The following is a 23340-nucleotide window of genomic DNA, read 5'->3' on the forward strand; positions in this document are numbered from 1 at the left end:
ACGACCCTCTATCTTTGATCAAGGCAGGAGAGCGCGATGGAACGCATCCTTCTTGCGATCATGCTTCTCGGCGTAGCGGCCGCTCACGCCCAGACCACCGTACAAACCAACCCCGCTATCAACGCGCCGGAAACCAGCGGGATCACCTCGCCGTGTACGACCTCGGGCTTGTCGAGCGGGGCCGCCCAGTCAAGCGCCTCAATCGGTGCGTCCACGACCGCGACCGGCTGCGCGGGCAGCCCGACCAGCGCACCGACCACTTCCGGGCTGCCTCAGCCGGGAGCAACATTCGGCGTCGGAACCACGACAGGATCAGCAACGAGCGCGACAACGGGCTCGACCGGCCAGGTGGGCGCATCGGGATCGATCAGCGCGCCCGCAGGCACCAATCCGCAAGCAGCGCTGCAACTGCCGGGCGAAGCGCCCAACAGCGCCACGCAATCACCGCGCAGCACGGCCGGTTCTAACGGCGGCGGTGCATCGGCCGCAGGCGGCATCTCGTCGACAACGCTCTGCGCGCCGATGATCGGCTCAAGCGGCGGCGTCTCCAGTCCGGGTGAGCTACTTGTAGGCGGATGCTGAAGTAAGAATGATTTACGGCGCGGACGCGCCGTCCGCTGACGGCATGTCAGCTTCCGAGAGCGCCACCGGCGTGCCGTTCGGGTTTTCGGGATCAAACCCGAACATTCCGACCAGATATTTGTAATAGTCCGGCAGCTTCTCCTTCAGCGCCGCGCGCGTGAAGGGCTCGTGCGCCGCGTCCTTGCCGGCCAGGAAAATGCTCGCGGTGACCGCAAAAAATTCCTTGTGATTGAACAGCGCATAAGCCTTCTTCGGCAGCAGGTTCTTCGCTTTGGCGTGTGCGTAGAATCCCTTGATGCCGATATTGTCGAAGCCCATCGGCAAGAGCCGCGCATGGTAGGCGTGCAGGAACTCGTGCAGCAACACCGGATCTTGCGCGTAGGTCATCATGTAGGGGCGCACCATGATCACGCCTATCCCGGAGTCGGCCGCGAGTTCGACCGGGTCCGGGTTGCTCCACTGCCGCTTCTGGGAATCCCAGACCGTGACGTTGAAAGTGCCGTGGCGTTCCCGGTCCGGCACGGCCAGACCATAGCAGGCCCAGGCGGCACCCAGTCCGAGACAATCGGTCTCGCTCGCCACGATCGGAATGGAATGGAAGAATTTCAGGACCCTGGGGCTGAGGCCGGCGTTCTCGACCATGTCGAGCTGCCGCTTCAGATTGTCGAGGATTGCCGCGCTATCCTTGCGCTCCGCATCCTGCGACAGGTCGAACGAGTAGCCGCGATAGGTCTCGAACTTCTGCGGCGGCGCTGATGATGCCGCAGCGTTGTCGCCGGCGTCGACGTGGAGCACGTGCGGGTCGGCAACGGCCGCTGTTGCGCCGAGCACGAAGAAGATGACTGGAAAGGCCAGTGCAGCGCGCATGATTTTCCCCCTGCTGTCGAACGCGTCGGCCGCTCAAGTTGAGGCGCGGATCAATTGGAGATTGAGCGGAGACGAGGTTACGCGATCGACATTGCGGCCCCGTTAATCGGCGCCTGCCAAGCCTTTTTGCGCCGTTATGTCTCAATTAACCAAGCGACGCGCGGTGGCTGCGCCCGAATAGGCATGGGACCATTCGTCGACCACGCGATGCAGGTCGGAAAGATGCTCGCGGAGCTGGTCGAGCGCGAAGCCGAGCGCGAAGAAGCGCTCGACGGTGTCGCTTGCCATGTTGCGCGTCAGCCCCTCGCGCCGTACCGCGCCGAAGGCATCCGCATAGGCCTTGAAGGCGGTGTCAACAGCATCGATCGGCGGCGGCGGCTCGAGCTCACGCAGCGCCGTGCCGCTGCTGCGCAGGAAGTTGGTCGCTGCCAGCGCAATTGCGTGCATCGATGGCGTGAGCCGCTGCACCACCTCCGCGGGCAGCTCGCAGCCCACGGCCCGTCCGAGCATCACGACGTCATGGCGCAGCCGTAACAGCGTCCGCAGCAGCGGCCCCGTATCGGGCGCGGAGGTCAGGCGTGCCATGCGCTCATGCTCGGCCTCGGCGCCGATGGCGTTGAGCCGCGTCAGCGCCGCTCCGATCCCGTCCTGGATGCGGCGCAGACGCCGGTCATCGGGCAGGCGTTCCATCCCCTTGAGCAATTCCGCCAGCGCGTCCGCGATCAGACGGAGCATGGTGGCCGCGGCGTCGGTCGTGAGCTGATGGCCTCGGGACGGCCAGACCAGGACCGAGACCAGGAAGCCGACGGCGCCGCCGACCACAACCTCAAGCACGCGATCGAGCGCGGACACCTCCGGACTGACATGCTGCATGGTCGGCACGAGCAACACGATCACCGCCGTGACCGGCAGGACATTGAAATTGGCCCTGAACGAGGCGATCAGAGCGAGCGGCGCTACCGCAAGCGCGAGCACGCCGAGCAGGGCCCACTCGTTTTCGTGCGGAATCAGGATCGCGAGCGCGCCACCCCAGGCAACCCCGATGAAAGTTCCCAGCAGATAGTCGGTGGCGGCCTTCAGCGAGCGACCGAGGCTCATCTGCGTGACGATCAAGGATGTCAGCACGGCCCAGAGCGGCAGCCGCAAGTGCAGCGCCTGTGCCAGTGCAAACGCCACCAGCGCGCCCAGCGCCACGCGTAACGCCAGGATCAGTTGCAGGCGGTAGCGATGGGCCAGCGCGCGGCCGTGTCGTAAAATTTTTGCAATGCGCTTTGCGTCGAGCGGCATCAATCGGCGTCTTTGGCTGAACAAGGTCGGTTTAACCCGCCCCTTCCGAAAAGACAATTTGGACGACTAGAATGATGCACGGTCGGGGCAGGGCAGCTCCTTCAGGGAAAACGCATGACCGAAGCAACATCAATCGGCACGCGACGCCACCTCATGCGAGGCGCCGTGGCGGGTCTGGCGACTGGAGTTTGCCTGCGGATGCGGCAGGCGCTGGCGGCGGAAAAGATGACCCAAGCACAGGCCGAATATCGCGACACGCCGAACGGCCTCTATAGTTGCGCGATGTGCTCGCTGTTCGAGCCGCCCTCGGCCTGTAAGGTGGTCGAAGGCGAGATCAGCAAGGACGGCTGGTGCAAGGCCTTCGCGCTCGCGGATTAGCTCGCCGCCGTTCCTGCGAAAAGCCGACGAGGGGTTTCACGCGTTTTCAAATGAGTTCACGATAGATCAGTTCACGATGCGCCCATCGCCGCTCCTTGCGGGAGCTGGCGCGCGAGGCCTTTCGAGGCCTCCAGCCCTTTCGGGAAGCCGCTGCGATTGTTGTAGAGGCGCAGGTTGCCGCGGCCTCGTCTCTGCTGCGCGGCGGCATCCTGCGCGCCGATATAGTCGAGCACCATGATGCCACCGACCATCAACAGCGCCAGTGCGACATTGCCCTTGCGCGGGTTGCTGATCCGCAGTTCCGGGAGCAGCGTCGCGATGTCCATCCCATCGCCGGCGACGCGGCTCCACAGCCCTGCCTTTTTATCGACCGAGAGCGACATGACGCCGCTCGAAATCTCGCGCAGGCCGTACACGCGCACCAGGCCCTCCCTGCCGCGCATGCCGAGCGCGCGGGTGACGCGATGCGGAGCGAGCAGTTCGATCGCGCCAACACCAATGCTGAACCAGCCGAGCGCTCGCGCGAGCCGGTCGGTCGAGGTGAGCGAGCCCGGGCCCGAGCGAATGATCGTTGGGTCGCCTTTCGGCCTGACGAAATTGGAAAGCGCGTACATTGCGGTACCCATCCTGTCTTCTCGCGTTACGGCCTGAGCATCACTTTGATGCAACTGTCCTGCTTGTCGCGGAACACCCGGTACATCTCGGGGCCTTGCTCCAGCGGCACGGTGTGCGTGATCACGAAGGAGGGATCGATCTGGCCCTCCTCGATGCGCCGCACCAGCTCGTCCGCCCAACGATGGACGTGGGTCTGTCCGGTGCGCATGGTCAGACCCTTGTTCATGAAGGCGCCCATCGGGACATGATCGGAAAAGCCGCTGTAGACGCCGGGGACCGAGATGATGCCGCCGGGCCGGCAGACATAGATGATCTCGCGCAGCACATGCGGCCGGTCGCTCTCCAGCATCAGCATCTGCTTGGCACGGTCGAGCAGCGTATCCGGCTGGCCGACATTGATATGCGCCTCCATGCCTGTCGCGTCGATGCATTTCTCGGGGCCCTTGTCGTCGGTGAGCTCGTTGAGCCGCTCCACCACGCTCTCTTCCTCGAAATTGATCGTGATGGCGCCGGCGGCTTCCGCCATCGTCAGCCGCTCCGGGATGCAGTCGATCGCGACCACCTGCTTGGCGCCGAGCAGAAGCGCGCTGCGGATCGTCATCTGGCCGACCGGCCCACAGCCCCATACCGCGACCGTATCGGTGGGCTCGATATCGCAATGCACCGCAGCCTGCCAGCCGGTCGGGAAGATGTCGCCGAGCATCACCGCCTGTTCATCGGAGATGCTGTCCGGAATCTTGATGTTGGTGGTGTCTGCAAACGGCACGCGCAGATACTCCGCCTGTCCACCAGGATAACCGCCCGTGATATGGGTGTAACCAAACAGGCCGGCGGTGGTATGGCCGAAGATTTTGTTGGCGATCTGCTTGTTGCGGTTGGTGGTCTCGCAGACCGAGTAGTTCCCGCGCTTGCACTGCTCGCATTCGCCGCAAATGATGGTGAAGGGGACTACGACGCGGTCGCCCTTCTTCAGCTTGCCGTTGACGCCGGAACCGATCTCGACGACCTCGCCCATCATCTCATGGCCCATGATGTCGCCGGGCATCATGGCCGGGATGTAGTTGTGGAACAGGTGCAGGTCCGAGCCGCAGATGGCGCATCCCTTCACCCGGACGATGGCATCCCGCTCATGCTCGATCTCGGGATCGGTGACAGTATCGCAGCGGATATCCTCCTTCCCGTGCCACACCAGCGCTCTCATGCTAACCTCCCGCGCAACCTTCTTGCAGGAAAGTCCGAGAGTTGTGGAAGGTTGCTAGCGCGCTGCGCGATTTTTCGTTGATCGGGGCAGCTGTACGGTGACGCGGGCAAGGCGCAAAGCGAGGCACAAAGTACGGCACCGAGCCGAGCCCGCCCGGAAACTAGCCGCAAGCATCGGGCGTTAGCCTGTCCCACGCCAAGCGAGGAGAAAGGCCATGCATATTCGCGAGATGATCTCGGCGCACCCGGATGTCAAAGGCAACTTCAGCGAGCCGCTGATCGGCTGTATCGAGGCGTGCGGCGCCTGCGCGGTGACCTGCACGTCATGCGCCGATGCCTGCATCGCCGAGGCAAGCGTCGCGAATCTCAAGCAATGTATTCGTCTCAATCTGGATTGCGCCGACGTCTGCGCCATGACCGAGGCGCTGGCCTCGCGCCGGGCCGGATCGGACCAGGAGGTGCTGCGCAGCGCGATCGAACTGTGCGCGCTGGCTTGCCGGCTTTGCGCGGAGGAATGCGCAAGGCACGCGCAGCACCATGAGCATTGCAAGCTCTGCGCCGAGGAATGCCGGCGCTGCGAGGAGGCTTGCGTCAGCGCCATTCGCAGCGTTCATTGACGGGCAAGGGATCAATGGATACGAGCCGATGAGCTTCGATTTTCCGATCGCCCCGCCGATCCTCGTCAAAGACAGCCCGAAGCCGCGCCGGCTGGGGACGCTGCAGGAGGCGCGGCAGTTCGCCAAGGATGCCCTCGCGCTTGGGCGCAGCCCGCCCTGGCGCGACATCCACCGGCGTCTTACGGAGGCAAACTCCGAAGAAGACGCGATCGAGGCGATCGGCGCGCTGCGCGAACTTCTGATGGACGAAGGACTGCTCGCATCCTCGGACAGCAGCCTGGACTAGCCCTACTGCGTCGGTAGACCCTCCTGGTGAGGAGGCGCCGCCTCCGGACGATGCTGCGCATCGCCGCGAGAACAATGGGGTCCCGATGCCGGCCTCATCCTTCGAGACGCTTGGCTCGCGCAAGCCCCTCAGGATCAGGGGATAGAGCTACTTGTGACTTGGTACGACCAGCCGGCTGCTAAGCCGCTCTCAGCTTTTCCGGGTGATTGCGCGCGAGCCGGGACCGGCGCGCCTTCTGCCGCGTTTTCTCGCGGCGCTGCCTCGCCGGATCCCGCCCTGCAAGCGTCTTGATGCTTTTCGGGGTGCGCCGCGCTGCGGGATGCATCTTCTTTATTTTGGGGTTTGCGATTGGACCGCGTGCCATGGACTCTCTGAGTTCAACGTTGGTTCCAGAACGAGCCGAGCCGTAATGGATCGGCCTCCGCTCTCTAACGTCGAGGCGCGCGTCAGGTTTCGCGTGCAATCTCCGCCTTCGACACCACGATCTCGGTGATCACGCCCTCGCGGCTGAACCGCTGCATGCGCCGCTCGACATCGGCCAGCATCGCGCCCGCCTTATCGCCGAGCACTGCGGGCGAAGAGGTCGAGAAGGTGAGCACGCGCTGCGCCAGATCGCGCGGGGTGATTTCATGGTTGCTCTCGACCTCGATGGTCTCGGCGAGACGAAACCTTGTACCGCCGAGAAGGGCCGCAAGATCCTGACGGTGATGCGCGCTGCCGTCCGTGCCCGACCAGAACTGGCGTGCCGCGTTGTACTCGTCCAGCCATGGGTTGCGGCCATCGGCCGCGGACCGCGCCGAGCACACGACGATCACGCCATTGGGCGCCACTAAGCGCTCAAACAGCGCGGCAATGGCGGCGCGATCCATCCAGTGCAGGGCGCGGCCGATCGTGACGACCTCGAATGTGCCGACATCGTGCGGCAGCTGCTCAGCCCTGCCTTCGATCAACGCGAACGCTTGTCCGGTGCGTACCGCCGCTTCTCTGGCTGCTGCGATCATCGCAGGTTCCGGATCGACGCCGACGATGCGGCCGACGTAAGCGGCGAAGCCGAGTGCGAGCAGGCCCGGACCGGTACCGAGATCGATCAGCGCGTGCTGCTTGGAGAAGCCAAGCCTTTCCGCCACGGTGCGGAAAAATGCCGGCGGGTAGGGCGGGCGGAATTGCGCGTAAAGCGGAACGGTGGTGGCGAAACGGCTCATGATGCGCTGAGTATCGCCTTCCTGCAGGCCGTGGCCAGTTACCGCGGATCAATTTTCCGTTCGGCCCGATCACGCCATGGTGCGCGTTGCTCAGCCCATTCACTTGATTTGCGGGAACAAGACAACATAGAGTCGCGACATCAGCGCTCGCTCTCGACGGAGGATCGATCGATGCGCGTTGCTTTCGCCTTGGCAGGCCTCGGCGGGTTCAATGCCCATGGTGCGGGATTCCTTGCCGCGGCCACGAAGTGGGGCATCAAGCCGGAGCTGGTGACCGCGACCAGCGGGCAAATTCTCGTGCTTGCGGACTGGCTGAGCGCGAAGAATCTGCGGGCGAGCCTGATCATGCGCGAACGCGAAAGCAATCCCCTGGCGCAGCTACAGACCGCCTTTTTCGGCTATCCGGGCGTGTTCAGGCCGGCCTATCCGGAAGCGCTGGCGCGTCTGATCTCCTGGCCGAGTGCCAGGGAAGGCGTGCTGAAATCGGTCGCCGACCGTTTGTTGCCGGCGCAGGAATACGTGCCCGACCGGCCGGAGACCTATTTTCAGAATGTCGCAGACATCTTGAACGCGAGCCCGGTCGGCATTCTCTTCAACAGCTACGAACCGACGACGGGAATGGGCCTTCTCTATGGCAACAAAATCGCTGCGGAATTGATGCCGTCTAAAAAAGCCATCCCGAAAGCGCGCCCGGCGATCGCAAACCCCAGGCGCGACCTGCGCTACGTCACCGACGCGACCGCGGAGCGCGCCATTCTGCCGATCACGGCGGAGGCGATCAAATCCGCGCTTTGGCTCTCGCTCTACGGATTTCACAACATTCCCGGCGGCAGGATGGATGGCGCCTATCACCGCTCCTGCATCCTCTCCGAGCTCCACATCTTCGACCGCATCTTCGTCGCCCGCCCTCTCGCCAACGGCTGGTTTGGCAAGGAGCCATCCAACTGGTTCGACGTGCAGGACTGGATTTATGAGATGTGGTTCTCGGTCGGCTACAAGGCCGAGGTCGATGCGCTGAAACGCATTAACGATCTCATCGAGGCCGGCACCATCAGCGACCCCAAGTTCAGGAAGGTCGAGCTGATCGAAATCGAGCCGGAAACGCCGGCCGGCTATTTCCACTATTTCGTCGAACGCGACGAGGTCTACGACCGAGCCTTCAGGCGCTCGGAAGAGATGTTCAGAGAACTAAGACTTCCCGAGCCGTCGGCCGGGGCGCGCGAGGCCGCTGGCGCGCTCGAAGTTTGATGAGTTTTAAGGAAGCGCTCGGCGGGTCGAACAATCTCCGCCGTCATTCCGGGGCGCGCCGAAGGGGAGAGCGCGTGTCTTTGATCGTCGAAATCGAAGCTGACCATTTCAACGACGTCGTGCTGGCGAAAGCCAGGACCCATAACCACAGGCGCTGGCGTTGTGATGGTCGTCCGCCATTCGTGCCTAAAAACAGATGCCGCGTGTGCCAGGATAGCTGGATGCTCTTAGCTGGAGACGACACCGATTGCGCGCTGCAGGTCACCGATGGCGCGCAGAAAGCTGTCGGCCGGCGTGGTTTCGGGATCGATCAGGCGATGCAGCCGAAAACCGTCTTCCAGCGCGAGCAGGATCGCGGCGGCCCAGGCCGGGTTGCGCGGGGGCCGTCCACTGTTCTTCATCGTTGTCTCCACGATCTCGGCGACCAGCTTGCGCCGCGCGCGCAGCCTTTTGGCGAGCTCCGGCCGTCGCTTCTCGGCCCGCGCGACGTAGAGGATCATCTCCATGTGCAGAAGGGGCGAGCGGCCGAGCGGGTCCTGCTGGCTGCGGTCCATGCTCCTCAGTGCTTCGATGAAATCAGCCGGGTCCTTGTGCTTGTCGAGCAGATCGAGATTGCGCCGAATGGATTGCGCCACGTGCTCCTCGAGCATGGCGATGATGAGCTCGTCCTTGCTTCTGAAGTTGGAATAGAAGGCGCCGCGCGTGAAGCCGGCCGCCGCGGCGATCGTCTCGATGCTGGCCGAGCCTATGCCCTGTTCCTCGAAGACCCGCGCCGCCGCCTCGAACAGCTTTTCACAGGTGTCGTCGCGTGTCGGTCTGGTGCGAAGCCTTGACATCGGTCCAATTTAGGCGACAATGCAACTCAATACAATATTGTATCGAGTTGCATCCGGCTCGCGCAAGCCGGACGTATCAGAGGAACGCCCAAGCGAACCGAATGCGCGAGCGCACATTCGGCGCGGCAAAACAGAACGAGGTCACCATGAATGAACATGTGCAGACCACGGCACCCGACCCGCTGTTCAATCCGCTGTCGCCGGATTTCATCAGGGATCCTTATCCCTCCTATGAACGGCTGCGCACCACCGCTCCGATGCATCTCACCGTGCATGGCGCGTTCCTCGCGAGCCGTCACGCCGAGGTGAGCCAGGTCCTGCGCGACAAGCGCTTCGGCAAGGATTTCGTCGAGCGCAGCAAGCGTCGCTACGGCCCTGACATCATGCAAGAGCCGATCTTTCGCGCCATGAGCCACTGGATGCTGCAGCAGGATCCGCCCGATCATACGCGGCTGCGCGGCCTTGTGGTGAAAGCGTTCACCGCGCGTCGCGTCGAGGACATGCGGCCGCGCATCCAGCAGGTGGTCGATCAGACCATCGACGCCGTCATCGAGCGCGGGCGGATGGACCTGATCGAGGATTTTGCCTTCCGCCTGCCGGTAACCATCATCTGCGACATGCTCGGCATCCCCGAGGAGCATCGCGAGGTGTTTTACAAGAGCTCGCGCGACGGCGGTCGCATTCTCGAGCCCGTGCCGCTGACGGCGGAAGAGATCGCGCAAGCCAACGCTGCCAATGCGATGGCCAGGATGTATTTCGAGCAACTGTTCGAGCTGCGGCGGAAGAGCCCCGGCGACGATCTGACCACGCAACTGGTGCAGGCGGAAGAGGATGGGCACAAGCTGACCAATGAGGAACTGACCGCCAACATCATTCTGTTGTTCGGTGCGGGCCATGAGACGACAGTCAATCTGATCGGCAACGGGCTCCTGGCGCTGCACCGGAACCCGGATCAGCTTGCGCAGTTGAAGGCCGATCCGTCGCTCATCGCTGGCGCGATCGAGGAGTTCTTGCGCTACGATTCCTCGGTTCAGATGACCGGGCGGGTAGCGCTGGAAGACATCGAGGATCTCGGCGGCAGGAGGATCCCGAAGGGCGAAAGCGTGCTGTGCCTCCTGGGTTCAGCCAACCGTGATCCGGCGGCCTATCCTGATAACCCCGACCGGCTCGATATCAGGCGGCCCAACGTGCGGCCGCTGTCCTTCGGCGGCGGCATCCACCATTGCCTGGGTGCGCAATTGGCGCGGATCGAGGCGGAGCTTGCGATCGCGACCCTGCTCCGCCGCATCCCAGAGCTGCGGCTGGATGACGCAGAGCATCCGGAGTGGCGGCCGACATTCGTGCTGCGCGGCCTGAAGCGGCTGCCGGCGAGTTGGTAGGGTTTTCCGGCTGGGAGGCGTGCCACAACGGAGCTGGTCGGACCCCGCGCAGGCGGGTACCCAGTACACTGCGGCGTCTCCGTCCAACGACTAAAGTCTCTGCAATACTGGATCATCCGCTTCGCGGACGGCGACAGATGGTGTGGATGACTGTGACATCGCCACAGTTCTCTCTATATAAGGTATCGCTTCGGCGCTGAGCGGTCCCCGAGGGCCGCCCGGGGGGATTGTCGCCGGTGCTTGCCAAAAAGGAGACCCCGTGCAGACCACGCTGCTCGGCTTGGCGATCGCCTTGATCCTGGCGCTGATCGCCGCATTGATCGGGCCGTACTTTATCAACTGGAACCAGTTCCGGCCGCAATTCGAGGCCGAGGCGACGCAGATCATTGGCGCGCCGGTCAAGGTTTCGGGCGAGTTGCAGGCGCGGCTGTTGCCGACGCCGACCTTGCGGCTGGGCTCCGTTACGGTGGGTGGCCCCAACGATCTCGGCAAGGTTCGCGCCGACAGGCTCGAGGTCGAGTTCAGCCTCGGTGACCTCATGCGCGGGCAATGGCGGGCCAATGAGCTCAGCATCGGCGGCATGTCGCTCGATCTCGGGCTCGACCGCGACGGCCGGATCGACTGGCCGGCCTCGAACGGCAGGTTCAATTGGGCCTCGCTCTCGATCGATCGTTTGAACGTGACCGGCCGCGCGGCGCTGCATGATGCAGTAAGCCGGTCCACGCTGGAGCTCGCCGATATCGGCTTTTCCGGCGATGTCCGCTCGCTCTCCGGCGCAATCCGCGGCGACGGCAAGGTCACGGTGGCGGGGACGCGCTATCCGTTTCGCGTCTCCTCCGGGCAGACCAGTGACGGCAACGGCACCCGTCTTCACCTCAACATCGATCCGGGCGAGCGGCCCGTTTCTGCCGAGCTCGATGGTGTGCTGAATTTTGAGACACGAGCGCCGCGTTTCGAAGGCGCGCTCACGCTGGCCGTTCCGCCCGTGCCGAAGGCCAAGCCGAATGAGGCCCGCACGCCCTGGAAGGTGACCACTAAGCTCAAGGCCGATCATAACGCGGCACAACTCGAGCAGATCGAGGCGAGCTACGGCAGCGAGGAACGCGCGCTGAAGTTTTCCGGCGCGGGCGACATGCGGTTCGGCGCCTCGCCGCTTCTGCATATGACACTGTCCGCGCGCCAGCTCGATATCGACCGCTTGCTCGCAACGGACAATGCGGCCGACAGCGGCGTCCAGCCGGTGCTGATATGGCCGGCCTTGCGCGCCCTGACAGCGGACGTGCCGCATCCGCCGCTGCCGGTCCGCATCGAAGCCAGCGGCGAGCAGGTCATGCTGGGAAGCCGGCCACTGCAGAATCCGTCGATCGAACTGCATGGCGATGCGACGTCGTGGGCGATCGACCGGCTCGACCTCCGCGCACCGGGCAACACCCAAGTCGGCTTCAACGGCCTGCCTTCTTCCCGCACTCTTGCCGGCGCGCTCGATATCGATTCTGCCGATCCGGATGTGCTGATGGCTTGGCTGCAGGGACGTAGCGATGTTTCCAGCCGCAGCCAGAAATCGTTGCGCCTGCGCGGCAACGTTGCCGTCAATCCGGACGGGGTCGTCCTCGACGGATTGAAGGCGGAGACCGACAGCGGGGCCGTCGAGGGGCGGGTTGCGTTTTCGCCTGCGGCTGCCAATGGCGGCTCGCGGCTGGATGCGGCGTTGCGGGCGGATCAGCTCGATCTCGATGCAGCGGCGGCGTTGGTGCGTTCGTTGGCGGGGCCACAGGGACAATGGCCGGACGAGGCGAGGCTTTCACTTGATGTCGGCCGCGCCAGTTCGGCCGGTCAGGAGTTTCGTCCGCTTCTCGCGAGCTTGACTTATACGCCGAAGAGCATCGTGCTCGATCGGTTGAAGATCGGCCAGCCAGGTGGCGTCATGCTGGACGGCGGCGGCCGTTTCGATCGCGACGGCCTGTTCGGAAACCTGACAGTCGAGTCGACCGCCGCGTCGATGGGCCAAATCGCTGGGATACTTGCCCCGTTCGCGCCGTCAATCGCCGCGCGGCTCAATGCGACGGGAACCGGCGCGGGTCCGGTGCGATCGAAGCTGACGCTCAATCTGTCCCGAAGCAAGGCCGCGCCGGCCGAGATCTCCGCGCTGGCTCAGCTCAATATCGAAGCACCGCAGCTCATCAAGGGCGACGCCACGGCGACCGCGAGCCTGCCTGCTCAGGCGCTCCGCAACATTGACTTCGACGCGCTGAGCCGCAGCGATGTCAATATCGCGACCAAGCTGTCGGCGCAGCGGAGCGATGCGCTGCTGGCGCTGCTTGGCATCGACCATGTGATCGCGCCAGGCGAGGGGCCGGCCCAGTTCGAAGGCTCCGTGAGCGGCAAATGGCGCACGCCGCTGCACGTGTCGACGAAGCTGACGGGGACGGCGATTGATGCGGACGCGCAAGGCAGCGCCGAGCCGTTGGCACAGGATGCCAAGGCCGACGTGAATTTGCGGGTGCGCAAGGCGAACCTTGCGCCGCTGTTCGGCCTCAAGCCGTCGGATGCGTCCGCACAAAATATCAGCCTGTCCTCGCACGTCTCGCTTGAGGGCAACAAGCTGACCTTGGACGATCTCGACGGCACAAGTGCGACGGCCAGGCTCCGCGGGCATTTGGCCGTGAGCCTTGGCGAGCAGAAGGAGGTGCAAGGTGAGGTGGGGCTGGATGCACTTCAGCTTGCGCCGGCCTTTGCTGTTGCGATTGGGGCTGCCGGTCATGATCCGGCCGCGCCGCTGGTTGCGGGTCTCTCCAAAGGCTGGCGCGGCCGCATCACCTTTCAGGCGTTGCGCGGCGAGCTGCCGGATGGCATCGAACTGCGCCCGGTGAGCGGCGTCATCAGGAGCGATGGTCAGTCGATCACGTTTGATGGGCTGAAAGGAGCGATCGGCGGCGGCGAGGCCAGCGCCACGATCGATGCAAGGGACGGCGCGAACGGGCTCGTGCTCAACGCCAGCGTCGAACTCAGGAATGTTGACGGCGCGGCGCTGCATTATCGCAACCTGAAAATGCCCGCTAGCCGCACCTCCCTGCAGATGGCGTTGACGAGCCAGGGGCGGAGCGTCTCCGCCCTGACCGGCGCGCTATCAGGCAACGGCACGGTGACGCTGCAGGGCGCCAGCATCATGGGCCTCGATCCGCGCGCCTTCGAACTCGCCATCCGCGCCGGCGACAGCGGCCTGTCGATCGATGATGCAAAACTGCGCCAGATTGTCGAGCCGGCGTTGGCGTCGGGGGCGCTCCTGGTGGCTTCCGCACAAATCCCGTTCACCGTCCGGGACGGACGGCTGCGCGTTGGCGCGACCGCACTGGAAGGCGACGGCGTCCGTGCCATCATCTCCGGCGGTTACGACATCCCGGCCGACCAGGCCGATATAAGGGCCACGCTCGCGTCCACTGCGATCGGTTCGGGCAGCAGCCATCCGGAGATCCAGTTGTTCATGGCCGGCCCGCCGGGCGCGCTGACCCGCAGCGTCGATGTGACGAGCCTGTCGTCCTGGCTGGCCGTGCGCGCAATCGATCGCGAGACGCGCCGGCTGGATTCGATCGAGCGTGGCGAGCCGCAACCGCAGGAGCCTGCGACCCTTCCGCCGTCGACAGCCGCGTTGCCGCTGCCGGGGCGGCCGGAGCCCATGCCGTCTCACCAATCATTGTCGGATGCACCGCTGTCCGGCCATGAGCCGCCGCGCCGCGTGCCGGGAGTGCCGAAGGCGGGTCCGCCCCGCCCGCCCAGCTCGCCGGCAATCCCGGCGGCCCCAACGCCTCCGCCGGCCGTCAGCCAGCAGGTCGCGCCCCTGCCACCGCCGATCGATGTCAGGCCGCCACCCGGGCCACCGCCGGCTCCGGCCAAGCCCAAACCGCGGCCACCGCTGGTGCTGACCCCGCCGGCGATAACCAATCCCTAAAGCATGATCCGGAAAAGTGTGCAGCGGTTTTCCGGACAGATCATGCTCAAATAAAACTTAGATTGCGAGCGTGGGTGCCGGCACGCCGCGATGAAACAGGATCAGATCAAGCGAGGGTGGCTCGCTCCCGGTGACGATCGAGCAGCAGGCGTGCGCCTGGCCGCGGTGATGGGTCTGGTGATTGAACAGGTGCAACAGGATGTCCTGCAGCGGCTGTTGCTGCGGCTTGCCCGCCATCGTCTGGTACGACACCGCCTTGCCGAGATCGTCCGCGCCGTAGCCGGCGATCACGCGCTTGAGCCGCGCATCTTCCGCCATGCGGGCTCGCGCAAGCTCGCACCGGTCCTCGAACAGGATCGCATCGAGCCGGCTGGGGTGCTCGCCTTCCCCGGTCAGGCGCTTCAGCCAGACGCGATCGGTAAGCAGTAAATGGTTCAGCGTGCCGTGCAGGCTGCCGAAGAACACGCCGGTGGGCCGGCGGTACTGCTCCTCGCTCATTGCTAGCGCGACCTCGTAGAGGCGGCAATTGGCCCAGTGGTTGTAATCGGCAAGCTGTCTGAAATTCTCCATGCTCATCGTCGTCCTCGATACAAGCGAAGCGCGCCGATCCTATCTTGCTGGAGCCGCAACATTGGTGAGATTATCTCACCAATCGTCACCGGAGACCCGCCCTTGCCAAGGCCGGCCCCGCCCTCGGCACGTGCATTGTTGGCGCTGTCGCAACTCCACAGCCTGGGCAGCCTCACCGGGGCTGCCGAGCGGCTCGGCGTGACGCGCTCGGCGCTGTCGCATCGGATTGCCGAACTCGAAAAGAGCTTGGGGATCGCGCTCACGCGCAAGGCGGGGCGCAAGCTCGTTCTGACCGAGGACGGGGAAAGGCTGCTTGCCAGCATGGGCGATGCGCTGGAGCGGATCGAGGCGGCCGTCGAACCGTTGAGGCGCCATCGCGGCCAGATCCGGCTATCGACGGTTTCGACCTTCGCCTCGCTCTGGCTGATCCCGCGCCTTCCCGATTTTCAGGCGCGCAGGCCCGGTGTTGAAGTCGCGATCTCGACCACCACGCGGGCGGTCGATCTGTCCAGCGAGGACGTTGATTGCGCGATCCGGCACGGCCGGGGCGAATGGAAGGACGTTATCTCGATCTTGCTGTTTGCGGAGACGCTGATGCCGGTCGCGGCGCCCGTGGTGGCCGGCCGCGCGCGCGCGAACACGGGCCGGGGCTGGCGCGGCATTCCACTGATCCGGGCACGCTCGCGCTTCATGGACTGGACGCGCTGGCAGAAGGCGGCTCCCTTGTCCGCCAACGGCTCGCCCAAATGGCTTACGGTGGAAACGCGCGCTCAGGCGCTCGATGCGGCGATTGCGGGCGCGGGGATCGCGCTGATGGACATGGCCTATATCGGACCGCCCGTGGCGTCAGGCAGGCTGATGATGCTGGCCGATCATCCGTTGCGGCTTCCGACTGGTTACTATTTCGTTTATCGGCCGGGGGTACGGAACCTGCGACTTCTGACCGATTTTCGCGATTTCGTCGTCGAGGCGGCCGGACCGTTCCGCGCGGCCGCAGCCGTTACGAAGTCGTAAACCCATTTGCGCGAAATTAAGCGAATTTTGAGCGGCAATCCTTAGTTGCCGATTTTACGGAATAATTGCGTTTCCCGCCTAAGTTCAAGACCATCTGAATCCATGCGGCCTCTGTTGCGAGTTGAGGTTTTCTGACAATGAGTGAGGCGAAATCGTTTCTGCGCGATCTTGATCACGCGATCTCGCGAGGAACGGCTGAAAGCCGCGAGCGCGCCTTGTGGTATGCGACCAACCTGTTGATCACGGGCGGCTACAGCGAAGACGAGATCCGGACCTTCGGCGAAGTGATCGGGCGGCTCGCCGAGGAGATCGAGGTCGCGGCGCGCGCGCAGCTTGCCGAGCGACTCGCCTCTTTCGACAAGGCGCCGACCAACGTCATCCACAAGCTCGCCTTTGACGATGCGATCGAGGTTGCCGGACCCGTGCTGACCAATTCGGAACGGCTCGACAGCGACATCCTGGTCGCCAATGCCGAGACCAAGGGCCAGCCGCATCTGCTCGCGATCTCCAAGCGCAAATCGCTCGATGCGGTGGTCACCGACGTCCTGGTGACGCGAGGCGATCGCGACGTCGTCACTTCGGTGGCGAGCAACCAGGGGGCGCGCTTTTCCGGCTTCGGCTTCCTGCACATGATCAAGCGCGCCGAGGGCGATTCCATCCTGGCCGAACAGCTTGGGTTGCGCACCGATATCCCGCGGCACTTGTTTCAGCAGCTCATCGCCAAGGCGTCGGAGGACGTGAAGAAGCGCCTGGCGCGCGAACGTCCCGAGATGGTCGCGCAGATTCAGAGCTCGGTCAGCGAGCTGGCCGGCACGCTGCAATCCAAGCTCGGTCCTTCCTCGCGCAGCCATTTCGTCGCCAAGCGCGTGGTCGCGACACAGCACCGCCTCGGCAATTTGAACGAGGCAAGCATCGCAGGCTACGCCTGCTCGCATCGCTTCGACGAAGTGACGATCGGGCTGTCCTTGCTGAGCGGCGTACCCGGCGACGTGATCGAACGCGTGCTGATGGACCGCAACCGGGAAATGCTGCTGGTGCTCGCCAAAGCCCTCGACTTCTCGTGGGAGACCACGATGTCGCTTCTGTTCCTGGGCGCCAAGGATCACCGCATCTCGGCGAAGGACTTGAGCGACTTCAAGGACGAGTATCGCGGCCTGAACGTCGAGTCCTCGCGCAGCATTCTGAAGTTCTATGAATCCCGCATCTCGGGAGTGCCGATCCCGGCCTGAGTGTCCGCGTTTTGAAATCCATCAGGAACCAACCTTGAGCATCGATGTGAGCGATCTGCACAGCCGTCTCGCAGACCGCAATGGACCTAAGGGCGATGGCTCTGCGGCCGACGCGGCCTGGCTCGTTGTCGATGCGGCCAGCGATCTCGGGGACGAGGTCGCGGTGGCGGCGTGCCGCCGCGTCATCGACGCCGGCCTTACCGGCAGGCCGGCCGCGTCGTGCGATCTGCAGCTTGTGCAGGACTATTTCAGATAATCAGCCTGCGCCGAGCGCGAGTGCGATGTTGTAGGTCGCAAAGCTCGCGGCATAGGCAAGCGCGAGCATGTAGGCGAAGGTGAGCGCCATCCATTTCCAACTGCCGGTCTCACGGCGGATCACGGCGAGCGTGGATGCGCATTGCGGCGCGAAGATGTACCAGACCAGGAGCGACAGCGCGGTCGCAAGGCTCCATTTGGTGGTGAGCACCTGTCCGATCTGTTCGGCGGCTTCCTTGCCGCCCTCGATCGCATAGACCGTTCCGAGTGCCGCCACCGCGACTTCCCGCGCAGCCATGCCCGGGATGAGCGCGACCGCGATCTGCCAGTTGAAGCCGACCGGCGCCAGCAGAGGCGCGATCGCTTTCCCAATGACTGCGGCGAGGCTGTAGTTGATTGCCGGCTCCTCGGCGCCTGCCGGCGGCTGCGGGAATGAGGCCAGAAACCAGATCAGCACCATCATCGCAAAGATCGTGGTGCCGGCCCGCTGCAGGAACATTTTCGCGCGGGTGTAGATGCCGATAGCGATGCTGCGCAGGCGCGGCATCTTGTAATCGGGCAATTCCAGCATGAAGGGCGCGGGTTGGTAGTCGCGCCACATGAGGAATTTCACCAGGAAGGACATGCCAAGCGCGCTGGTGATGCCCGTCGCATAGAGGCCGAACATCACGAGCCCCTGCAGGTTGACCCAGCCCCAGATGTCCCTGGGCGGAATAAAGGCCGAGATGATCAGCGTGTAAACCGGGATACGCGCCGAGCAGGTCATCAGCGGCGCGATCAGGATGGTGGTGAGGCGGTCGCGCCGGTTGTCGATCACGCGCGTCGCCATGATGCCGGGGATGGCGCAAGCAAAGCTCGAGAGCAGTGGAATGAAGGCGCGACCGTGCAGCCCGGCGCCGCCCATGATCCGGTCCATCAGGAAAGCCGCGCGTGCCATGTAGCCGAAATCTTCGAGCAGCAGGATGAACAGGAAGATGATGATGATCTGCGGCAGGAACACGATGACGCTGCCGACGCCGGAGATCACGCCGTTCTGCAAGAAGCTCTGCAACAGGCCGGAAGGCAGCGTGTCATGAACGAACTGGCCTGCCGTGTCGAAGCCCGATGACAGCAACTCCATCAAGGGCTGCGCCCAGGCGAACACCGCCTGGAACATCACGAACAGGATCGCGAGCAGGATCACAAGTCCGGCCACCGGGTGCAGCACGAGCGAGTCGATCCGCGCGGTCCAGGTGTCGGGGCGTTTGGGCAGGCTGACGCTCGATGCGATGATGCGATCGGCTTCGCGCTGGGTGGCGCGAAGCTCCGATGCCGAAAGCGGCCGCCAGAGGTTTTGTCCAGGCGCGGCTTGCACCTGCGCCGCGATCTCGTCGGTGAGGGAGAGCAGTTCGGCGGTGCCGCCCTTGCGCACCGCGATGGAAGTGACCACGGGCACGCCGAGCGCGGCCGACAGCTTCGGCACGTCCACGGTGACCCCGCGCCGCTTGGCGATATCGAACATGTTCAACACCAGCGCCAGCGGCCGGCCGGTTGCCTTGAGCTCGAGCAGGAGCCGGATCGTCAGCCGCAGATTGGTGGAATCGGCGACGCACAGCACCAGATCGGGGAGGATCTCGCCCTTGGCTTTGCCCAGCACGAAGTCGCGTGTGATCTCCTCGTCCGGGCTGCGGCCGCGCAGCGAATAGGTGCCGGGCAGGTCGACCAGCGAGACCTGGCGGCCGGCGGGCGTGACGAAGAAGCCTTCCTTGCGCTCGACCGTGACGCCCGGATAGTTCGCGACCTTCTGCCGGCTGCCGGTGAGCGCATTGAACAGCGAGGTCTTGCCGCTGTTCGGCGTGCCCACCAGGGCCAGATGCATCAGGGGAGCTTCCATCGTTTTGAGGTCCGGTCGCGTCAGGCGACGATGATCGCCATCGCTTCGCGCCGCCGGATTGCGACGGTCACATTGTCCACGCGCACGGCGATCGGGTCGCGTGCCACGATGCCCTCGTGCAGGATCTCCACTCTCGCGCCCTCGACAAAGCCGAGCTCGATCAGCCGGCTTTCGAGCTCGTCGCTTGGCAGCGTGGATTGGGCTTGGCCGGCGGCCAGCCGATGGATCGTGCCGCTATAGCCGCGGGGCGCAAGGCCCAGCGGCAATTGCTGCCTGAGGTCCGGGAGGTCGGTCATGAGCTGTATTTTCAATCGGCGCGGGCGAGGTCAAGCGCAAGCTTGCGAATGCCTCGCATCTTAGAGCGATTTTAAAGAGGCTAACTTTGCGCGGGGTCAAAGTCGGCTTCCGCGCGCGGCGATTCGGCCGAAAAATGTCTTTGCGCGTGATCGAGGCTTCGTGATCCGCGCTTCGGGAATAGCGCGCCCGGCCGGCGCCCAGCCGCAGGACCGAAGTGTGCCGGCCTCCATCTGATCGGCTCCCAAAAGCCGCTTGGCGGCGGGCGCAACCGAGGCGCGCCCGCACCGATCTCTACGAACCCGATGCCGGCGAGGAAGCGTGCGGATGGCCTTTGGGATCGCCTGTCACCGCGCCGGAGCCCGCCGCTGCACGGCTCTTGAAGTAGTCGAGCACGAACAGGCGGATCGCCGAGGACAGATTGCCCTGCTGGCGTTTGCTGTCGATTTCGCCGACCAGCTCCGAGAGGGTCATGTTGCGCTCTCCGGAGATCTCCTTCATGCCGTTCCAGAACGCCTCTTCGAGGCTGACGCTGGTCTTGTGACCGGCGACCACGATCGAACGCTTGACGACGGGTGACTTCATGACGCGTTCTCGCCCCCGAGCTGATGCTGGTCCAACAACTCGCTGGCGCGCTGCTTGCGCTTTTGCTCGGCCGTCCGTTCGGATTTGCTGCGGCCGAATCGCGCGCGATTCGCTTCGGCCTCTTTGGCCGCCTGCTCGCGCTCGATGCGCTTCTTGAAACGCTTCAGATTGACAATATCCCCCATGCGCACCTCCCGCTATTCATGAAATCGGGAAAGGGCGAGGATATCGGGAAGACGCGCGCGATGCGTAAAATCAAAACCAGTATCCGTATGCGCCGGAAAGGCGAGGGCTAACTCGGTCATGGAAACAATCCCTGCTAATCGCTGCCTAACACAATCAAAAAATACGTGCCGCACTGCGAAAAGGCTTTGCCTCTCCCGCGGCCTGCCAACGATAAAGCCCCCTCAGCTTCATCGCTGCCCATTATGGTTTATAATTATATCGTCCAACGGTAAATCGTATCACACTCCGTAGTTTTCCGGAGGACGCGCTTTCGTGTTGCCCCTTAATCGTCAGCCTGGACGTGTCATCTTGTCCGGCTGCACCAAGTGATCGAATTCGCTTTCGGAGACAAAGCCGAGACGCAACGCCTCCTCCTTGAGCGTGGTGCCCCGCGCATGCGCGGATTTGGCCACCTTGGCGGCATTGTCGTAGCCGATCTTGGGAGCAAGCGCAGTCACCAGCATCAGCGAACGCTCCATCAATTCCTGGATGCGCTTCTCATCGGCGCGGATTCCGACGACGCAGTGCTCGGTGAATGAACGCGCGGCGTCGGCCAGCAATTGCGTCGACTGCATCATACAATAAGCGAGCACGGGCTTGTAGACATTCAATTCAAAATGGCCCTGGCTGCCGGCCACGGTGATGGCCGTGTGGTTTCCGAACACCTGGCAGCAGACCATGGTCATGGCCTCGCACTGGGTCGGATTGACTTTGCCGGGCATGATCGAGGAGCCGGGCTCGTTTTCCGGCAGGATCAATTCGCCCAGGCCCGAGCGCGGGCCCGACCCGAGCAGGCGGATGTCGTTCGCGATCTTGAACAGTCCGGTGGCGGCCGAATTGATAGCGCCATGCGCAAAGACATAGGCGTCGTTGGCGGCCAGCGCCTCGAATTTGTTGGGGGCGCTGACGAAGGGCAGCTTGGTGATCTTCGCGACGTCTTGCGCGAACAGCTTGGCGAAGCGCGGCTTGGAGTTAAGGCCCGTGCCGACCGCGGTGCCACCTTGCGCCAGCGGATAGAGTTCTTTCAAGGCGAGGCGCAGCCGCGCGATGCCGCTCTCGACCTGCGCGGCATAGCCGGAAAATTCCTGTCCCAGCGTCAGCGGCGTTGCGTCCTGGGTGTGGGTGCGGCCGATCTTGACGATCTTGGCAAAGGCCTTTTCCTTCGCCCGCAGCGCGGCGAGCAGTTCGCCTAAGGCGGGGATCAGATTGCCGGCAATGGCGGTCGCCGCCGCGATGTGCATCGCGGTCGGGAAGGAGTCGTTGGACGACTGGCTCATGTTGACGTGATCGTTGGGATGCACCGGCTTTTTCGCGCCGAGTTCTCCGCCGAGCAGCTCGTTGGCGCGGTTGGCGATCACCTCATTGAGGTTCATGTTGCTTTGCGTGCCAGACCCGGTCTGCCAGACCACCAGCGGAAAATGATCGTCCAGCTTGCCGTCGATCACCTCGCGCGCGGCGCGGGCGATCGCGCGGGCGCGGCGCTGATCGAGCAGACCAAGCGCGCGGTTAGTTTCGGCCGCCGCAAGCTTGACGATGCCGAGGGCGTGCACGATCTCGATCGGCATTCGGTCCTTGCCGATGCGGAAATTCTGCCTGGAACGCTCGGTCTGCGCACCCCAATAGCGATCGGCGGGCACCTCGATGGGACCGAAACTGTCGGTTTCGATGCGCGTTGCGCCGCTTCGCGATGATCTCGTCGATTGGTCCATCGAACTGGCCCGTTACTCTCGTCGAACGCGCCGAAGGTTGCGCGCAAGCCTACGGTCTCTCGAACATCGCGCGTGGGTTATTTCTTGCGGAAGCGATCCAGCCGCACCACCTCGGCGCCCTCGCTCGGCTTTGCCGGCTCTTCCGCAGGTTCCGCCGGAGCCGCCGGAGCGGCGAGGGGAGAAGCCGGGCCCGCAGGCGCTGCGGGAAGGTTTTGGGCCGCAGGTTCGGGCGCGGTCTCCGACTGCTCGAATTTCAGGCCGAACTGCACGGAAGGATCGAAGAAGCTCGTGATGGCGCTGAAGGGAACCGCAAGCCGTTCCGGGATTCCGCCAAACGACAGGCCGACCTCGAAGCGGTCCTCATACACCACCAGGTCCCAGAACTGGTGTTGCAGGATGATGGTCATCTCGTCAGGATATTGCGCGAGCAGCCGCGGCGAGAGCTTCACGCCCTCCGCGCCGGAGATGAAAGTGATGAAAAAATGATGTTCGCCGGGCAATCCGTGCGCGGCGGCATCGCTCAAAACCTTGCGCAACACCCCGCGCAGCGCGTCCCGCGCCAGCACATCGTATCTGATATGGTCGGTCGCCATGGTCGGGTCCCTGTCAGGTTCGTCTTACGCCGGCAAAACCGGTAGACCGGTCATTCCCAACTCCGGTCATCCGACTCGCCCTTCTCACTGCTTATGCTACTCCGGCGGTATTGGAAGGTCAGCAGCCGCCGCGGACAGAAATTGCGGCAGGTTCAGCCCGGGGGATAAGCAGGTGAAGTGGAGGCTTCTGTTGCCAGGTGCCTCCGAACCCCGCCTAGCGGAGCTTAACCCGCTAGGGCTTTAAAGTGGTCTTTCAAACTGCGTTACGCAGCCTGAGCAACCGGAGCATAGTTGTCGTTGGCAACTATTGCAGTAGCCCGATAACGGCGGAACAATACCGGGAAAAAGCTCGCCCTTTACGCCCTCGTCGATCCTGTTTCGCCCCCGCCGAAACCCACCTTTCAGGGGGTGGGCTTGGGTGGAGGCGCCGGGTACTGCCCCCGGGTCCGATAGGTTTATTGCGACGGCCGTTTATTTCCATAGCCGGCGAACCGGCAGCCCCAATATAAGCGCAAACTTCAAGAAAAACAGTGCCGTAATGCCACGCTCG

23 protein-coding genes and 1 other RNA gene are annotated in these 23340 nt (G+C 64.0%); 10 read left to right on the plus strand and 14 right to left on the minus strand.

All coding sequences use genetic code 11. The annotated features are described in order from the left end of the window. Window positions 1-36: 36 nt before the first annotated feature. On the plus strand, window positions 37-582 hold the full coding sequence (locus F758_RS49275) for a hypothetical protein (protein WP_157449856.1): 546 nt from the start codon (window positions 37-39) through the stop codon (window positions 580-582). A gap of 12 nt (window positions 583-594) precedes the next feature. Here the strand turns inward: F758_RS49275 and F758_RS0104215 are convergent, their stop codons facing one another. Continuing rightward, the gene (locus tag F758_RS0104215) at window positions 595-1449 is read right to left on the minus strand and encodes a M90 metallopeptidase family protein (RefSeq protein WP_024506682.1); all 855 of its coding nucleotides are present in this window, start codon (window positions 1447-1449) and stop codon (window positions 595-597) included. A 141-nt stretch (window positions 1450-1590) separates the two neighbouring features. Continuing rightward, entirely contained in the window at window positions 1591-2736 is a 1146-nt protein-coding gene (locus F758_RS0104220; RefSeq protein ID WP_024506683.1) for an FUSC family protein, read from the minus strand. 114 nt (window positions 2737-2850) lie between these two features. On the opposite strand from F758_RS0104220, the gene F758_RS43275 reads away from it, so the two are divergent. Then, a complete protein-coding gene (locus F758_RS43275; protein WP_035720649.1) occupies window positions 2851-3114 on the plus strand; it encodes a hypothetical protein in 264 nt (87 codons plus the stop codon). A gap of 71 nt (window positions 3115-3185) precedes the next feature. Here F758_RS43275 and F758_RS0104230 read toward each other — a convergent pair whose 3' ends face one another. After that, window positions 3186-3728 (minus strand): hypothetical protein, encoded by a 543-nt coding sequence (locus F758_RS0104230; RefSeq protein WP_024506685.1) that lies wholly within the window; start codon window positions 3726-3728, stop codon window positions 3186-3188. 26 nt (window positions 3729-3754) lie between these two features. Further along, window positions 3755-4930 carry a zinc-dependent alcohol dehydrogenase gene (locus tag F758_RS0104235; RefSeq protein ID WP_024506686.1) on the minus strand — a complete coding sequence of 392 codons (1176 nt, stop codon included), beginning with the start codon at window positions 4928-4930 and terminating at the stop codon, window positions 3755-3757. Window positions 4931-5144: 214 nt separating this feature from the next. On the opposite strand from F758_RS0104235, the gene F758_RS0104240 reads away from it, so the two are divergent. Beyond that, the gene (locus F758_RS0104240; protein ID WP_024506687.1) at window positions 5145-5546 is read left to right on the plus strand and encodes a four-helix bundle copper-binding protein; all 402 of its coding nucleotides are present in this window, start codon (window positions 5145-5147) and stop codon (window positions 5544-5546) included. 28 nt (window positions 5547-5574) lie between these two features. Continuing rightward, a complete protein-coding gene (locus F758_RS0104245; RefSeq protein WP_024506688.1) occupies window positions 5575-5832 on the plus strand; it encodes a hypothetical protein in 258 nt (85 codons plus the stop codon). Window positions 5833-6278: 446 nt separating this feature from the next. Here the strand turns inward: F758_RS0104245 and F758_RS0104255 are convergent, their stop codons facing one another. Then, window positions 6279-7034, minus strand: coding sequence for a class I SAM-dependent methyltransferase (locus tag F758_RS0104255; RefSeq protein ID WP_024506689.1), 756 nt, complete (start codon window positions 7032-7034; stop codon window positions 6279-6281). A 171-nt stretch (window positions 7035-7205) separates the two neighbouring features. Here F758_RS0104255 and F758_RS0104260 point away from each other — a divergent pair, with 171 nt between their 5' ends. Next, a complete protein-coding gene (locus F758_RS0104260; protein WP_024506690.1) occupies window positions 7206-8282 on the plus strand; it encodes a hypothetical protein in 1077 nt (358 codons plus the stop codon). Window positions 8283-8509: 227 nt separating this feature from the next. Here the strand turns inward: F758_RS0104260 and F758_RS0104265 are convergent, their stop codons facing one another. Then, window positions 8510-9118, minus strand: coding sequence for a TetR/AcrR family transcriptional regulator (locus F758_RS0104265; RefSeq protein ID WP_024506691.1), 609 nt, complete (start codon window positions 9116-9118; stop codon window positions 8510-8512). Between the two features lie 146 nt (window positions 9119-9264). Between F758_RS0104265 and F758_RS0104270 the strand changes: the two genes are divergently transcribed. Further along, window positions 9265-10497 carry a cytochrome P450 gene (locus F758_RS0104270; protein ID WP_024506692.1) on the plus strand — a complete coding sequence of 411 codons (1233 nt, stop codon included), beginning with the start codon at window positions 9265-9267 and terminating at the stop codon, window positions 10495-10497. A gap of 259 nt (window positions 10498-10756) precedes the next feature. Next, window positions 10757-14443, plus strand: a complete 3687-nt coding sequence (locus F758_RS0104275) for an AsmA family protein (protein WP_024506693.1) — start codon at window positions 10757-10759, stop codon at window positions 14441-14443. Between the two features lie 57 nt (window positions 14444-14500). Here F758_RS0104275 and F758_RS0104280 read toward each other — a convergent pair whose 3' ends face one another. Continuing rightward, the gene (locus tag F758_RS0104280; protein ID WP_024506694.1) at window positions 14501-15019 is read right to left on the minus strand and encodes a DinB family protein; all 519 of its coding nucleotides are present in this window, start codon (window positions 15017-15019) and stop codon (window positions 14501-14503) included. 96 nt (window positions 15020-15115) lie between these two features. On the opposite strand from F758_RS0104280, the gene F758_RS0104285 reads away from it, so the two are divergent. The 3 genes from F758_RS0104285 to F758_RS0104295 all read left to right on the plus strand — a co-directional run bounded on the left by F758_RS0104285 (window position 15116) and on the right by F758_RS0104295 (window position 17512). Next, window positions 15116-16027 (plus strand): LysR substrate-binding domain-containing protein, encoded by a 912-nt coding sequence (locus F758_RS0104285; RefSeq protein ID WP_035720652.1) that lies wholly within the window; start codon window positions 15116-15118, stop codon window positions 16025-16027. Window positions 16028-16164: 137 nt separating this feature from the next. Further along, window positions 16165-17256, plus strand: a complete 1092-nt coding sequence (locus F758_RS0104290) for a DUF2336 domain-containing protein (RefSeq protein WP_024506696.1) — start codon at window positions 16165-16167, stop codon at window positions 17254-17256. A gap of 34 nt (window positions 17257-17290) precedes the next feature. Continuing rightward, complete coding sequence (locus F758_RS0104295) at window positions 17291-17512, plus strand: hypothetical protein (RefSeq protein WP_502689120.1); 222 nt, start codon at window positions 17291-17293, stop codon at window positions 17510-17512. Here the strand turns inward: F758_RS0104295 and feoB are convergent, their stop codons facing one another. From feoB to ssrA, 7 genes are all read right to left on the minus strand, one after another. Beyond that, window positions 17513-19384 carry a ferrous iron transporter B gene (gene feoB / locus F758_RS0104300; protein ID WP_024506698.1) on the minus strand — a complete coding sequence of 624 codons (1872 nt, stop codon included), beginning with the start codon at window positions 19382-19384 and terminating at the stop codon, window positions 17513-17515. A 20-nt stretch (window positions 19385-19404) separates the two neighbouring features. Further along, window positions 19405-19680: a FeoA family protein gene (locus F758_RS0104305; protein WP_024506699.1), complete on the minus strand. Its 276-nt coding sequence runs from the start codon at window positions 19678-19680 to the stop codon at window positions 19405-19407. Between the two features lie 292 nt (window positions 19681-19972). Continuing rightward, the gene (locus F758_RS0104310) at window positions 19973-20263 is read right to left on the minus strand and encodes a ribbon-helix-helix domain-containing protein (RefSeq protein WP_024506700.1); all 291 of its coding nucleotides are present in this window, start codon (window positions 20261-20263) and stop codon (window positions 19973-19975) included. Further along, entirely contained in the window at window positions 20260-20448 is a 189-nt protein-coding gene (locus tag F758_RS47350) for a DUF4169 family protein (RefSeq protein ID WP_084305090.1), read from the minus strand. The genes F758_RS0104310 and F758_RS47350 overlap by 4 nt, the downstream gene beginning before the upstream one ends. Before the next feature lie 330 nt (window positions 20449-20778). After that, window positions 20779-22197, minus strand: coding sequence for a class II fumarate hydratase (gene fumC, locus F758_RS0104320; RefSeq protein ID WP_024506702.1), 1419 nt, complete (start codon window positions 22195-22197; stop codon window positions 20779-20781). Window positions 22198-22274: 77 nt separating this feature from the next. Further along, window positions 22275-22790 carry an SspB family protein gene (locus tag F758_RS0104325; protein ID WP_024506703.1) on the minus strand — a complete coding sequence of 172 codons (516 nt, stop codon included), beginning with the start codon at window positions 22788-22790 and terminating at the stop codon, window positions 22275-22277. 176 nt (window positions 22791-22966) lie between these two features. After that, window positions 22967-23325, minus strand: a transfer-messenger RNA (tmRNA) gene (gene ssrA / locus F758_RS47055). Window positions 23326-23340: the final 15 nt, after the last annotated feature.

Source organism: Bradyrhizobium sp. ARR65 (assembly GCF_000472385.1).
GTDB lineage: Bacteria > Pseudomonadota > Alphaproteobacteria > Rhizobiales > Xanthobacteraceae > Bradyrhizobium.

Excerpts from the sequence above, each read along its gene's own strand:
- F758_RS49275 (WP_157449856.1), top strand. The coding sequence starts at position 37 with ATGGAACGCATCCTTCTTGCGATCATGCTTCTCGGCGTAGCGGCCGCT.
- F758_RS0104215 (WP_024506682.1), bottom strand. The coding sequence starts at position 1,449 with ATGCGCGCTGCACTGGCCTTTCCAGTCATCTTCTTCGTGCTCGGCGCA.
- F758_RS0104220 (WP_024506683.1), bottom strand. The coding sequence starts at position 2,736 with ATGCCGCTCGACGCAAAGCGCATTGCAAAAATTTTACGACACGGCCGC.
- F758_RS43275 (WP_035720649.1), top strand. The coding sequence starts at position 2,851 with ATGACCGAAGCAACATCAATCGGCACGCGACGCCACCTCATGCGAGGC.
- F758_RS0104230 (WP_024506685.1), bottom strand. The coding sequence starts at position 3,728 with ATGTACGCGCTTTCCAATTTCGTCAGGCCGAAAGGCGACCCAACGATC.
- F758_RS0104235 (WP_024506686.1), bottom strand. The coding sequence starts at position 4,930 with ATGAGAGCGCTGGTGTGGCACGGGAAGGAGGATATCCGCTGCGATACT.
- F758_RS0104240 (WP_024506687.1), top strand. The coding sequence starts at position 5,145 with ATGCATATTCGCGAGATGATCTCGGCGCACCCGGATGTCAAAGGCAAC.
- F758_RS0104245 (WP_024506688.1), top strand. The coding sequence starts at position 5,575 with ATGAGCTTCGATTTTCCGATCGCCCCGCCGATCCTCGTCAAAGACAGC.
- F758_RS0104255 (WP_024506689.1), bottom strand. The coding sequence starts at position 7,034 with ATGAGCCGTTTCGCCACCACCGTTCCGCTTTACGCGCAATTCCGCCCG.
- F758_RS0104260 (WP_024506690.1), top strand. The coding sequence starts at position 7,206 with ATGCGCGTTGCTTTCGCCTTGGCAGGCCTCGGCGGGTTCAATGCCCAT.
- F758_RS0104265 (WP_024506691.1), bottom strand. The coding sequence starts at position 9,118 with ATGTCAAGGCTTCGCACCAGACCGACACGCGACGACACCTGTGAAAAG.
- F758_RS0104270 (WP_024506692.1), top strand. The coding sequence starts at position 9,265 with ATGAATGAACATGTGCAGACCACGGCACCCGACCCGCTGTTCAATCCG.
- F758_RS0104280 (WP_024506694.1), bottom strand. The coding sequence starts at position 15,019 with ATGAGCATGGAGAATTTCAGACAGCTTGCCGATTACAACCACTGGGCC.
- F758_RS0104290 (WP_024506696.1), top strand. The coding sequence starts at position 16,165 with ATGAGTGAGGCGAAATCGTTTCTGCGCGATCTTGATCACGCGATCTCG.
- feoB (WP_024506698.1), bottom strand. The coding sequence starts at position 19,384 with ATGGAAGCTCCCCTGATGCATCTGGCCCTGGTGGGCACGCCGAACAGC.
- F758_RS0104305 (WP_024506699.1), bottom strand. The coding sequence starts at position 19,680 with ATGACCGACCTCCCGGACCTCAGGCAGCAATTGCCGCTGGGCCTTGCG.
- F758_RS0104310 (WP_024506700.1), bottom strand. The coding sequence starts at position 20,263 with ATGAAGTCACCCGTCGTCAAGCGTTCGATCGTGGTCGCCGGTCACAAG.
- F758_RS47350 (WP_084305090.1), bottom strand. The coding sequence starts at position 20,448 with ATGGGGGATATTGTCAATCTGAAGCGTTTCAAGAAGCGCATCGAGCGC.
- fumC (WP_024506702.1), bottom strand. The coding sequence starts at position 22,197 with ATGGACCAATCGACGAGATCATCGCGAAGCGGCGCAACGCGCATCGAA.
- F758_RS0104325 (WP_024506703.1), bottom strand. The coding sequence starts at position 22,790 with ATGGCGACCGACCATATCAGATACGATGTGCTGGCGCGGGACGCGCTG.